We start from the raw sequence: 12785 nt of genomic DNA, 5'->3' as shown, positions 1-12785 counted from the left end.
ATCATATCCCATGGCAGACAATTCTTTCTTATGGATGGGGATGTGATTTTCATCTCCTCCGTGAGCCAGCAGGATCTCATACTTCCAGGACCCCGAAGGCCGCTCTTCCTCGTATAGCGGTTCCCGGATCTCCCTGGAATGATAACTGAGCCCGTACACCGCAAGGGACAGTTCCGGAAACTCCACTTTCTCCAGATGCTCCTCCCGGAGCATGGTCACATTTTCACTCCACGGAAATGTGCGGTAATACGAATCCCTGCGGATGTAATCGTGGTTTCCCGCGATCAGGACCACCCGCGTCCTGGAAAGAGACGCAAACATCCCGTCCACTTCTTTTAACTCCCGCCTTAGCGGCTGCCTGTGGAAAAGGTCTCCGGCGATCAGCAGAAGATCGGTTCCTTCCTGCTCACAGGTGCGGATCACCCCGGCAAATGTTTCCCAGAGTTCTCTACTTCTCTTTTTGCTGCAGGCGCTTCCTGCGTTCGGACTTGCCCCCAAATGCACGTCTGCGATGTGTATGAACTTCATCCGTTACTCCTTCTTCTTCCTGGTTCTTTGTCGGCAGGGTGACGATAAACTGCGTCCGCAGGTCGTCGCTTTTTGCCAGGATCCTTCCGCCGTGGAGCTCTACGATCTCCTTGGCAATGGCAAGCCCGAGCCCTGCCCCGCCGGTCCCGCTGGACCGGGAACCGTCTACCCGGTAAAATTTCTCAAAAATCGTCTGCAGCATATCTCCCGGGATCCGGTCGCCCCGGTTGGTAAATGTGATCTCTACCTTTCCGCCGGTCTCCTGGGCCTCAATCTCGATCGAAGTATCCTCATAACAATAGGCAATGGCATTTCTCAGGATATTGTCAAACACCCGGGCCAGCTTGTCCGGATCCCCATAGACCACCAGGTTTTCTTCTACATTTACCCGGCAGGAAAGACGCTTCTCCTGAAGAACGCCGTAGAGCTCGTCCGCCAGCTGTTCCAGCATAAAGGACAGATTGATCTCGATAGGCTCCAGCTCGATCTGCTGCAGATTGTATCTGGTAATATCAAAAAATTCATTGATCAGTTCGCCAAGCCGCAGAGACTTTTCCAGAGCAATGTGAGTGTATTTGGCCCTCTCTTCTTCCGGCATCTCCGGATGGCTCTCCAGCATACTTAAATACGCCACAATGGAAGTCAGGGGCGTCTTCAGGTCATGGGCAAGAAAAATGACCAGATCGTTCTTCTTCTTCTCCCCTTCCGCAGCCTCCAGCTCCTGGCGCCGGATGGTTGCCTTGATCTCATTAAGCCGGATCTCGATCGGCTTAAGCTCTGTGATCAGATGAATGGGCTCATTAGAATCAGAGACGATATTTTCAATACCGTCTCCGATCTGATCTACGTATCTGGTCATTTTGGACAGCGCAATATAGAAGAACGCGGCAAACAGCAGAAGAAACCCGACGATCATATAAAAAGTCTTATTGTCGCCGATCAGTTTCCAGTACCAGTCTATGGCCGTCTCTTCTTCTACGTGGAAATCCATCAGGATATCTACAAAGATCCTGGCAAAGCTGTCATTGTAAATTCCGTCGATCACGTAATTCAGCAGAAAACCGCCCACCAGCACGGTAAGAGCCGTGACCAGCAGCGTCTGCAGAAGCACGCTGAACTTTAATTTACGATAATTATTCTTCAACCTTATAACCTACTCCCCACACTGTCTTGATAAAGTCAGATTTTCCGGTGGGCGCGCTCATTTTCTCCCGCAGATGCCGGATGTGCACCATCACCGTATTGTTACTGTTTTTATAATATTTCTCATGCCAGACTTTTTCAAACAACTCTTCCGAGCTGATCACACGGCCTCTGTTTTCGCACAGAAGCCACAGGATATCAAATTCAATCGGCGTCAGGGTCAGAGGAACTTCATTATAAATACACTCATGAGAGGTCCTGTTCAGAAACAGTCCTCCGAAATCAATGATCTCCCCTTCCTCTTTTCCCCCGTCATTATACTGGGTATACCGGCGCAGCTGCGCTTTGACCCTTGCCACCAGCTCCAGGGGATTAAACGGCTTGGGGATGTAGTCGTCCGCCCCCAGGGTCAGTCCTGTGATCTTGTCCATGTATTCCGTCTTTGCAGTCAGCATGATCACAGGGAACTTGTATTTTTCCCGGATCTGCTTCAGGATCTGAAATCCGTCAATATCCGGGAGCATGATGTCCAGAATCGCCAGATCCACTTTCATGCTGTGGATACAATCAAGCGCATCCTGTCCTGTATAAAACTTGTAGACATTGTACTGGTCATTTTGCAGATACAGTTCGATCACGTCCGCGATTTCCTTCTCATCGTCTACCACCAAAATATTCATACTCATGGGAACCTCCTTATTTCTCCCCCTGATGTTCCTTCCTCATCCTTTATCTTACGGCTTTCCCGGTCCGGAAGCCTTCCCGCTTCCTAGAGATCGCAGTTGTTCACTGTACGCGGGAAGGGGATCACGTCGCGGATATTGCTCATGCCGGTCAGATACATGATGCAGCGCTCAAATCCCAGACCGAATCCCGCATGTCTGGTGGAGCCGTACTTGCGAAGATCCAGATAGAATCCGTACTCCTCTTCCTTCATTCCAACTTCCCGCATCCGGGCCAGCAGCTTGTCATGATCATCCTCTCTCTGGCTTCCGCCGATGATCTCACCGATGCCCGGAACCAGGCAATCCACTGCCGCCACTGTTTTCCCGTCATCATTTTGTTTCATATAAAACGCTTTAATTTCTTTCGGATAATCTGTTACAAATATAGGCCGCTTGAACACCTCTTCTGTCAGATAGCGCTCATGCTCTGTCTGCAGATCCGTTCCCCAGGAAACCTTATACTCAAACCGGTCGTTCTCCTTTTCAAGAAGTTCGATCGCCTCTGTGTAGGTAATCTTCGCAAATTCAGAAGAAACAACATTGTGGAGACGATCCAGCAGACCCTTATCTACAAAAGAGTTAAAGAAGTTCATCTCTTCCGGCGCATGCTCCAGCACATAATTGATCACATACTTCAGCATTGCCTCCGCCAGCATCATATCATCCTCCAGATCCGCGAAGGCCATCTCCGGCTCCAGCATCCAGAACTCGGCCGCATGCCGGGTCGTGTTGGAATTCTCCGCCCGGAAGGTCGGCCCGAAGGTATAGACATTGCGGAACGCCTGCGCGTAAGCTTCCGCATTTAACTGGCCGCTGACCGTCAGACTGGTCTCTTTCCCGAAAAAGTCCTTGCTGTAATCCACATGGCCTTCCTCAGTCTTCGGGACATTTTCCATATCCAGCGTGGTCACACGGAACATTTCCCCCGCGCCCTCACAGTCGCTTCCCGTGATCAGCGGTGTATGCACATAGACAAATCCCCGCTCCTGGAAAAACTTGTGCAGCGCATAGGCTGTCAAAGACCGCACACGGAATACCGCCTGAAAAGTATTGGTCCTTGGACGCAGATGAGAGATCGTCCGCAGATACTCAAAGCTGTGACGCTTCTTCTGCAGCGGATAATCCGGAGAAGAGGCTCCCTCCACCTCCACGCTGTCCGCCTGGATCTCAAACGGCTGCTTGGCCTGCGGAGTCGCCACCAGTGTACCGGTCACGATTACCGCTGTCCCTACATTTAATTTGCAAACCTGGGCAAAATTGTCCATCTTATCATGATAAACCACCTGCAGCGGTTCAAAAAAAGTGCCGTCATTCAGTACGATAAAACCAAATGTTTTGGAGTCGCGAATACTGCGGATCCAGCCGCCTACTGTGACCTTCTGATCCAGGTAAGCTTCCCTGTTCTCATACAAATCCCTGATCTCTGTTAACTTCATGTACGTTTACGCTCCTTTACTCTGCTATTTCTCAAAATACTTTTCGCCCATTATAACACATTGTTCCTGATTTTTAAAGCTTGGCCGCCGGGGGAGCCAAAAAACACTTCAAACTACAAGAAAACCAGCCACCTTTTTCTTGATTTCCTGCCGCTGCCATGCTATACTAACTTTCGTCGCAGACCCGTCTAAAACCAAGGTCTTTCAAGGTCTGCCGGCGGTCACCGCCGTAAAATGTGCCGAGTGTTCGAGACCTTCCACTCGTAAAACAAAACTAAAGGAGACAAAAAAATGAAAAAACAGAATGTTACGTTTCTGACCCAGGCAGCTATGATCGCTGCCATCTACGTGGTGCTTACTTATGTCTTTGCACCCTTCTCTTTCGGCGAGGTACAGGTTCGCATCGCTGAAGCTCTCACGATCCTGCCGGCCTTTACTCCGGCCGCGATCCCGGGACTGTTTGTCGGCTGTCTGATCGGCAATACCCTGGGCGGAGCCATCCTTCCGGACATCATCTGCGGAAGTCTGGCCACTCTGATCGGCGCTTTTTTCACCTGCAAATTAAAAGATCAGGCTTTTCCACTGCTGGCGCTGCCACCGGTTATTTCCAACATCGTGATCGTGCCGTTTGTGCTGCGGTACGCCTATGGCATCGCGCTGCCCATTCCGTTTATGATGCTGACTGTGGGGATCGGCGAAGTGGTTTCCTGCGGCGTGCTGGGCTTCCTGCTGTACACTGCTCTGAAGAGATATCGGGGACGGCTGTTCGTTCCTGCGGGCAGAAAATAATTTTTTCGAAATCAAAATGTTGAAAAGACGCGAAAAGAGCGGATGCTCTGTGATCTTCTTATCACAGGAGCCCCGCTCTTTTTTCTTCTCTTTTTTTCTGTTTTCTGCAACGTATCCGGAAATGCTATCCAACATAGGTATTGCCGCTTCCCGCCGTCATCTGATCCATTTCTCCATAGCTTGCGCTGCTGCGCTCGCCGCTGTCCGGATGGACATAGATCACGCTGCTTTCGGTGTAACCCACCAGGATCACTGCATTTTCCGCATCCAGCATCGCGATAACCGGATTCCCCTGGTTGATCACATACAGCAGTTCCTCCGTTGTACAGCCGCTTAGATCCATGCTTTTTCCATTCAGCTCTTCCATGATCGCCGCCGGCTTCTTCTTTTGCTCAAGCCCGGCACGGATCGCCTCGATCACATCATCTTTTCCGGTAATGCTGTACTGCAGATCCCGGTTCCCACGCTCCCAGAGGTATTGCTGACTCTCGGTAACAGCCACCCCATTTACCTCGTCTGCATGGCGGATGGCGTCTCCGGCCTTTTCATAGCTTTCCAGTAACTCGCCGTATCCATACACATCATAGCGGAAGGCTCTTTCTCCTGTTTCAAAAGAAATCTCCCGGGTATTCTCAAACAGCACCTGTTTCGGCTTCAGGACTTTTGGCTCTTTATCGGAAATGCCGTCCTCATACGTCAGGCGCATCTGGGTTCCTTTTAGTTCTGTACTATAGGATTCCAGAGAAATGTTGCTTTCTTTTTGCTCGGTATTGTTGGTGATATAATCCGGCTGGGCAGCGGTGTAAGTATCACCGTTTTTTGCCGCCCGGTCCAGGGTGATCATATTGCCCTGGATCTGGACATCCAGCACATACATGCCCTCCGGCTGGTAGCTTTCCTTGACTTTGCCATTGCTTCCCTGGATCTCAACCTTATACATGGGGACAACGGCTTCTCCGGAAACGGTCTGCCCGGTATCGCCGGTGCGGGTCACCCCGTAGACCGCATCCCCTCCGATAAATCCCAGCGGCCGGATACATTCATTTTCCCCGCAGGATATTTCCCATTCTTTTCCATTTTCCAGATTCATGATCTTAAGGGTGGTGGCTGTATTCACATCTCCGTCTGCCTGATATCCCACCAGGCGGCCGTCCGCCGACACGGCATACTGGCCCTCCGTCAGGCCTTCCACGACCGTTCTGCTCAGATTTTTCTCCAGTGTATACTCATACAGCATTCCATCCATCATGGTATACAAAACATCCCGGCTGGCGCTGTAATACATGATCTTATCCAGCTCTTTCACCGCCTGGGCATACCCCTTGTCTATGGAAACAAAGACCTTTTCTTCTACAGAATTCTGGCTGATATCATACGAATACACCGCAGCTCCTACTTCCCCTTCATGCTCGCCCCGGTTCATGTAACCGTACACCGCAAACATGGTATTTCCTTCCTCGTCCACACTGAGGATCCGGATCTTATGCTGGCGGACCAGATTTCTCTCGTCAGTATTTTCCGTATTCATAAAGCTGAAGAGCAACGAAGCTTCATCGGTCGTTTTGTTATAATTCCACAGTTCGCCCGCGGTCACAAACGACACCACCTCGCCGTCCCCATTTACCATATAGGACACGTCCACATCCGTCACGCCCAGCAGGATGCCGTTTTCATTCAGCACTTGGCGGGTCGGGTCAAAGATCTGCTCCATCGTCCGGTCATAATCCAGAAGATAGGTAGCGCCCTGATCGGCCGCATGGCGCACCCGGAAATATTCCTTTGCCTGGTAAAGGTCGGTATCATTTTCCTCGCCTTTGCACCGCACCAGGAACTGGATCTCCACGGAAATGGATACGCTGTTGATCTCCTTGATCATCCAGCGCTCGCCTTTTTCCACCTGCGGCTCCAGATTTCCCCAGGAAACATGTGCGTAATCCGAATGGATCGTCACATGCTGATAGGTGGAATTATCCCCTTCTTCATCGGTTTCCAGCGCAGCCTCCACACCGGCGTTGCTGTCTTTTGCCAGGGCTCCTTCATGAAAGGCCCGGATATAATCCAGATTTTCCAGGATATCTTTCCCGGCCGCGTCCGTCACCCGCGTATAATAGTAGATCGCGTCGCGGATGTCCGTGGCAAGCACGATCTCCAGAACGCCTTCCCGGCCCTTTAAATCTGCCGGTTCTATTTCCAGTGAAACCTGCTCCGCCGGATTCTTTACCTTTCCATTCAGGAGTTCTTCTTCTCCGTCCGGCGAATAGACCGTCCAGGTAAGGCCGGAAATCTGATTTTCATACGCACGGAGATCCAGATTTATCTTCCCGTTCTCGATGGGAGAGATGGTGTCTCTCACGGATGGAACGTCCATTTTCCGTGCATAACCGGACATGGTGTTCAGGCTGTATCCCTGATAAGATACTGCGACCTGCGGATAGGAGGCAGCCCCCATATCCGCCGTCATGCTGTCGTTTCCTCTATTTGTAACATAAGCAAACACCAGAACCGCAGCCACAAATACAGCTGCAAGGATGCCGGCGTGTGCCAGTCTCTTCTTCCATTTCATTTATCATTCCCCTTTGTGATCCAGCAGGCGTCCGAGCGTGGGCGACACATGCAGAAATTCTTCGCAGGCGCGTATGGCATCCTGATTCTCCCCCCGTCTGCCACCTTTCACTGCCCGGATCAGTATATTCTTTGGTGTGTGTTCCATGTCGATAAACTCCAGGACCTGCACCTGGGAGCCTTCTCTTTCCAGATACTCCGCCCGGAGCGCATCCGTGACAAGCGCCGCCATCCGCTCCCGGATCAGGCCGTATTTCAGCACCGGAGCCAGGATCTGATTCTCTATCTGCCCGTTCAGCTCGTGCTGACAGCAGGGGACAGACAGGATCACCTTCGCATCCCAGCCAACCGCTTTCGCCAGCGCGTAATCCGTGGCAGTGTCGCAGGCATGGAGCGTGACCACCATATCCACCCGCTCTTCCCCGGTATAGTCCGCGATATCCCCCTCCAGAAATTTCAGATGTTCATATCCGTACTTTCCGGCAAGTTCATTGCAGTGGGCGATCACTTCCTTTTTCAGATCCAGGCCTATGATCCTCAGACGGTATCCCTTTAATTCATGCAGATAATAATACACCGCAAAAGTCAGATAAGACTTGCCGCAGCCAAAATCCAGGATCGTCAGTTCCCGGTCCCGGTCAAGTTCCGGCAGAATGTCTTCGATAAATTCAAGGAAACGGTTGATCTGCCGGAATTTATCATATCTGGCATGCACCACCTTTCCCTCTTTTGTCATCACGCCCAGGTCCACCAGAAACGGAACCGGCTTCCCCTCCTCCAGGATATAACTTTTCTTACGGTCATGCTCCAGAGAAACCGCTTTGACGGTTCCGGTCTGCGCCTTCCTTTTGATCGTCACTTTCCCCTTCTTGCTGACCAGCACCGTGTACCTGCTTTCCGTCGTCTCCATCTGCATCTGCCGCATGTTCTCCATATAGCCAAGCAGCGCCCGGCAGGCCCCGGCGGCCGGAAGATTCTCATGGAACGCCTGCTTCCCCCGGAAAGATTCCACCTGAAAAAGCAGCTCCCCCTTTTTCAGAAGCGGACGCACCTTAATCTTTTCCGTTCCGTCCTTCTTCCGCGGATTACTCAGCACCGCAGAGATAAATTCTGTATTTAGATTTTCCTGTAATAAAATTCTTAATTCATCCATAGTACCCTATATTGTAATGTTTTTTCGCGATAACCGCAATAGGGTACAGGGTAAATTGCAAAAAGGTACAGGGCAAAACGCAATTTGGGACGTAGTCCTTTGCAAAAGGACTACGTCCCAAATTAAAACGTGATCGTCACCCGGAACAGATCTCCGTCCAGATAAAGCTCGAATTTCCCGCCCTGCATCTCTGTCAGTGTCTTGGCGATAGACAGGCCCAGGCCGCTGCCTTCCGTGCTCCTGGAAATGTCGCCTCTTATGAACCGCTCGGTCAGTTCGTCTGCAGAGATATTTAGCTGCTGCTGTGATATGTTTTTCAGGCTGAATACCGCATGCCCGTCTACGACCTGCAGATCGGCATAAACCCGGGTGCCTTCCAGCGCGTATTTTGCCGCATTGTTATAGATGTTTGCCAGCACCCGCCACATTCTGCGCCCGTCTGCCCGGATCATGACTTCCTCCTGCGGAAGGTTCAATACTTCCGTCAGATTTCTGGCTTTGAATTTTTCTTCGAATTCGCCGCTGGTCTGCTGGATCATTTCCACAAAATTGATGTTCATGTACTCCAGTGTAATGTTTCCGGAACTTACCTTTGACGCTTCCACCACGTCTTCGGTCAGGGTTTTCAGCCGCTGGGATTTCTGCTCCAGCACCTCGATATACCGCCGGATCCTGGGATCTTCAAAGTTTTCCTGTTTCAGAAGTTCTACGTAATTGATGATGGACGTCAGCGGCGTCTTGATATCGTGGGATACATTTGTGATCAGGTCTGTTTTCAGGCGTTCGCTCTTGATGCTTTTTTCCAGCGCCCGGTCCAGCCCCTCTCCGATCGAATTAATCTTTTCTCCAATATCCTGCTGCTCTCTGGGCAGTCCATCCACATGGATCTTGTAATCCACCTGCCCGCCCGCGATCTCTTCAATTCCTTTTTTGATCCGCTGCTTTCCGAGTGCGTCTTTGATCATGTATACAAATATCAGGACTTCTGAAAGTACCATCAGCCCGAAGAAAAAGAAGCTGCCGTAGCTGAAAAATGCAATCCAGTGGAACAATATGACGACTCCGAAGATCAGGACGATCCGCCAGAGGATCGACAGATTTTGGAAAATTCTCCCGATGAACTTCACGATACTGCGAAGCAGGCTGTCCTTCCAGAGTGTCCCGGCCTTGATCCTTCGTACCAGGCTCAGATAACCGGCCAGAAACATCGCGCAGCTGTACAGAATCATCACGGTCATCGCCACGGTATTTCCGGTAGAAGAATACACGCTGTTTTGAAATGCATTTGCATGGACGATGCGTCCGTATTCGTCATAGACGACTGCGGAGGTCATGGAAACCGTACTTCCCAAAAGGAGCACCGGAACCAGCCAAAGTACAAATACCAGAAGCGCTGCGATCTCGGTTTTCCAGTGATCAAAGCTGTTCAGATGCAGCGCCTCGTCCTCCGGACGCCGGCCTGCCGCAAGGGTCAGCCAGATCAGTCCCAGGGCAAATAAGATGGCTGCCGCCACGCCGGCCGCAAACACCCATACCGCGGTTCCGCCGTATTGGGCATATGTCTGGCTTTCCGTATAAAAGGAATCCTGCACCGGGTAGGTGGTGTCCACGCTCAACGCAAATATATATGCGTCTTCCTTGCCGTTCACCTGCAGCGCATTTCTCCACTCCGCCGCGTCTACATTTTTCATATTTGTCTCAAAATCCGCAAGCCTCGGATAGATGATCGCGTATTTCCCGCTTTCCCGGATCTTGTCAAGCGTCGCCTCCAGATCCTGGCCTTCCCGGTACTCTTCCCGGTTGGACACGATCTCTTTCGCCGTCTGGTCCACATACAGATACGTCAGATTTGTATCGCCCTCCTGGTAGGATTCCAGAAGCCGCTGATAGTGATCCATGTTCCAGTATACGGACTGGACCGCCGTATCCACGATGTCAAACGCCTCGCTTAAATGACCATTCCAGGCCGGGTCTTCATTTGCCACATCCAGAATGCTCTTCCCTTCGGCGGTCTTGCATTCCTCCTTGTACCAGTAACCGTCATAATTCCAGCAATCTACATAGAGGATCCGGCCTTCCTGATCCTGCACGCCCTTAAAAAGATCACTCATTCCCTCAGAAAATGTCCTGTCCCGCAGGGACAGTAAAATCTCCTCCTGGGTCATGCCTCCCTCTTCGGAAGCCATCACAAAAGAAAGCTCCCCGTTCTGGATCAGATCCTGAAATTCTGAATACTCGTAATAATGATAGGTTCCGTCGGAACGCCGGCAGACGATGATATTTCCCTCATCCCCGGCAGCTTCACCGGTATCCTGGTTTAGGGCTTCCCCCCAGGCCACCATATCCTCCAGCCGGTAGGAAAGACTCTCGGACCCGCCGCCCGCCACATCACTTCCCACATACTTTGCCGCGTCTATGATCTTGTCCGGATCATAATATCCATCCGTCTCAAAATCCTCTTTCTGCGCAATCCCCGCACTGATCCCTTCACCGGTATGCAGCACCTGATCCGCAAATGCTTTGGTGTCCTCATATTGATCGGCATGGGTGCCGTTAAAAATCTCGCTCCTTAGCACCGGGTAGGACATCAGCCATAGAAAACTGGCCGCCATAACCAGAAGAAACACATGCTCTGCCAGGATCCATATACTTTTCACCACATTTTTCCGATACCATTTTTGTCCCATATGCACGCCCCCTATAATTTTTCCACCTTATATCCGACGCCCCACACCACTTTCAGATATCTTGGTTCTTTCGGATTAATCTCAATCTTTTCCCGGATATGCCGGATATGTACAGCCACCGTATTGTCCACGCCTATCGCATTTTCATTCCAGATCCGCTCGTAAATCTGATCGATCGAAAATACTTTGCCCTGATTCTTTACCAGAAACAGCAAAATATTATATTCAATCGGCGTCAGCTTCACCGGCTCCCCGTCCACCGTCACTTCTTTGAGATCATCGTTAACAGTCAGTCCCCCGGTAGAGTAAACCGCCTGCCCGCCCGCCGGGGTACTTCCAAGCCTGGTATACCGACGAAGCTGGGACTTCACTCTTGCCACCAGCTCCAGCGGGTTAAACGGTTTCGTCATATAATCATCCGCCCCCACATTCAGCCCCAGGATCTTATCCGCATCCTCGGACTTCGCCGACAGGATAATGATCGGGATATTATTCTGCTCCCGGATCTTTAACGTCGCCCGGATCCCGTCCAGCCGTGGCATCATCACGTCAATCACCAGAAGCTCCACATCTTCATTCTTCAATATCTTCAGCGCCTCTTCCCCGTCATAAGCCTTGCAGACCTCAAACCCTTCCTGGGACAGATATATATCGATTGCCTCTACAATCTCCTTATCATCATCACACACTAATATTTTCGACATCTCAACCACCTCCTTGTTTACTATACAAGAATAACAGGTAATTTTTAAGAGCCTCAGTGGAAAATTATTAAGAAATTATGAATGGGGACGGGGGATTTTTCGAAAATCCCCCGTCCCCATTCACCGGCCCCGCCCGCCGGACTGTCGCCACATGTCGTTTTATATCGAATTCTTTCCCTTTCTGTCCGAATTTTCTTTTTAAATTGTATTTTTGGATATAATGTACCAAATGGTATGTTTCGTATGAAAAGATCCTATGTTTGAGGAGAAAGCAAGATGAACGGAAAAGAAAATGAAAAAGATGTGGAACGCCTGCTGCGTTCTCTTGGGATCGGCGCGACCTACCGGGGATATCGCTACCTGAACTACGGCATTCGTCTCTGTCTTGCGGATGAAGATTATCTTCTGGCTGTCAGCAAGCTTCTCTACCCTCAGATCGCCAAATATTTCCACACTACCAGCAGCAGCGTGGAACGGGATATCCGCACTGCTGTCAAGGTCTGCTGGGAGCGGGGAAATCTTACTCTCCTTCAGGAAATCGCCCTGCACCCGATTCTGATCCGCCCGACTTCCAGTGAATTTCTGGACATTTTAACTGCTCATTTAAAGAAATAGTCAGAAAATGCCGCGCCTCCTTTTTCTCTTCTCTGTTTCTTAAGGGGCGCTTAAGAAATTTTCTTTTTCTTTTATACTTTTAACATATTTTAGACATATTTGTCCTTTATACTAAAGTTCAGATAGTTAAGAAAACTATCTCCCCCTCATTAAAGTACAATACCGCAGATGAATTTTTCAGCGGCATATACTTTACTCTCATTCCTTTAGATAGCTATAACAACAACGGAACCCGCAAGCCCCTGTGGCCTGCGGGTTTTCGCTGTGTTTCACAGCTTTATTTTGTGCCCGGAAATGCGTCCGGGTCAAATCCAGGTCAAATTTTCTAAAGTCGCTTTACAATTAAATATAGCTTTAAACCGCCCTATATTTCTTTTGTTTTACCATAATACGAACTAATTACACAAATAAACAAGATAATATTTTTTACTATTTATTATTAC

The 12785-nt window shown here is 50.2% G+C and carries 10 protein-coding genes; 2 read left to right on the top strand and 8 right to left on the bottom strand.

Annotated elements, in window-relative coordinates; all coding sequences use genetic code 11:
• The 4 genes from H6A13_RS11430 to asnS all read right to left on the bottom strand — a co-directional run.
• Window positions 1-528, bottom strand: a 528-nt coding sequence (locus H6A13_RS11430) for a metallophosphoesterase family protein (RefSeq protein WP_204909695.1), incomplete at its 3' end; no start/stop codon positions are given.
• Entirely contained in the window at window positions 449-1672 is a 1224-nt protein-coding gene (locus H6A13_RS11425) for a sensor histidine kinase (protein ID WP_204909694.1), read from the bottom strand. The genes H6A13_RS11430 and H6A13_RS11425, both read right to left, overlap by 80 nt.
• Window positions 1662-2357 (bottom strand): VanR-ABDEGLN family response regulator transcription factor, encoded by a 696-nt coding sequence (vanR, locus tag H6A13_RS11420; protein WP_338043070.1) that lies wholly within the window; start codon window positions 2355-2357, stop codon window positions 1662-1664. Before vanR ends, H6A13_RS11425 begins: the two co-directional genes overlap by 11 nt.
• 83 nt (window positions 2358-2440) lie before the next feature.
• A complete protein-coding gene (gene asnS, locus H6A13_RS11415) occupies window positions 2441-3832 on the bottom strand; it encodes an asparagine--tRNA ligase (RefSeq protein WP_204909693.1) in 1392 nt (463 codons plus the stop codon).
• A gap of 291 nt (window positions 3833-4123) precedes the next feature.
• On the opposite strand from asnS, the gene H6A13_RS11410 reads away from it, so the two are divergent.
• Window positions 4124-4621 carry a QueT transporter family protein gene (locus H6A13_RS11410; RefSeq protein ID WP_204909692.1) on the top strand — a complete coding sequence of 166 codons (498 nt, stop codon included), beginning with the start codon at window positions 4124-4126 and terminating at the stop codon, window positions 4619-4621.
• 124 nt (window positions 4622-4745) lie between these two features.
• Here the strand turns inward: H6A13_RS11410 and H6A13_RS11405 are convergent, their stop codons facing one another.
• From H6A13_RS11405 to H6A13_RS11390, 4 genes are all read right to left on the bottom strand, one after another.
• Window positions 4746-7184, bottom strand: a complete 2439-nt coding sequence (locus tag H6A13_RS11405; protein ID WP_204909691.1) for a hypothetical protein — start codon at window positions 7182-7184, stop codon at window positions 4746-4748.
• Window positions 7185-7187: 3 nt separating this feature from the next.
• Complete coding sequence (locus H6A13_RS11400; RefSeq protein WP_204909690.1) at window positions 7188-8336, bottom strand: class I SAM-dependent methyltransferase; 1149 nt, start codon at window positions 8334-8336, stop codon at window positions 7188-7190.
• Window positions 8337-8458: 122 nt separating this feature from the next.
• Window positions 8459-11023, bottom strand: a complete 2565-nt coding sequence (locus H6A13_RS11395) for a sensor histidine kinase (protein WP_204909689.1) — start codon at window positions 11021-11023, stop codon at window positions 8459-8461.
• An 11-nt stretch (window positions 11024-11034) separates the two neighbouring features.
• On the bottom strand, window positions 11035-11727 hold the full coding sequence (locus tag H6A13_RS11390; protein ID WP_204909688.1) for a response regulator transcription factor: 693 nt from the start codon (window positions 11725-11727) through the stop codon (window positions 11035-11037).
• A gap of 276 nt (window positions 11728-12003) precedes the next feature.
• Between H6A13_RS11390 and H6A13_RS11385 the strand changes: the two genes are divergently transcribed.
• Window positions 12004-12342 (top strand): sporulation initiation factor Spo0A C-terminal domain-containing protein, encoded by a 339-nt coding sequence (locus tag H6A13_RS11385; protein WP_204909687.1) that lies wholly within the window; start codon window positions 12004-12006, stop codon window positions 12340-12342.
• Window positions 12343-12785: the final 443 nt, after the last annotated feature.

The sequence above is a fragment of the Mordavella massiliensis genome (assembly GCF_016902415.1).
Classification (GTDB): domain Bacteria; phylum Bacillota; class Clostridia; order Lachnospirales; family Lachnospiraceae; genus Merdimonas; species Merdimonas faecigallinarum.
This window is presented reverse-complemented; position numbering and strand designations above follow the sequence as displayed.

Excerpts from the sequence above, each read along its gene's own strand:
- vanR (WP_338043070.1), bottom strand. The coding sequence starts at position 2,357 with ATGAGTATGAATATTTTGGTGGTAGACGATGAGAAGGAAATCGCGGAC.
- H6A13_RS11410 (WP_204909692.1), top strand. The coding sequence starts at position 4,124 with ATGAAAAAACAGAATGTTACGTTTCTGACCCAGGCAGCTATGATCGCT.
- H6A13_RS11390 (WP_204909688.1), bottom strand. The coding sequence starts at position 11,727 with ATGTCGAAAATATTAGTGTGTGATGATGATAAGGAGATTGTAGAGGCA.
- H6A13_RS11400 (WP_204909690.1), bottom strand. The coding sequence starts at position 8,336 with ATGGATGAATTAAGAATTTTATTACAGGAAAATCTAAATACAGAATTT.
- H6A13_RS11385 (WP_204909687.1), top strand. The coding sequence starts at position 12,004 with ATGAACGGAAAAGAAAATGAAAAAGATGTGGAACGCCTGCTGCGTTCT.
- H6A13_RS11395 (WP_204909689.1), bottom strand. The coding sequence starts at position 11,023 with ATGGGACAAAAATGGTATCGGAAAAATGTGGTGAAAAGTATATGGATC.
- asnS (WP_204909693.1), bottom strand. The coding sequence starts at position 3,832 with ATGAAGTTAACAGAGATCAGGGATTTGTATGAGAACAGGGAAGCTTAC.
- H6A13_RS11405 (WP_204909691.1), bottom strand. The coding sequence starts at position 7,184 with ATGAAATGGAAGAAGAGACTGGCACACGCCGGCATCCTTGCAGCTGTA.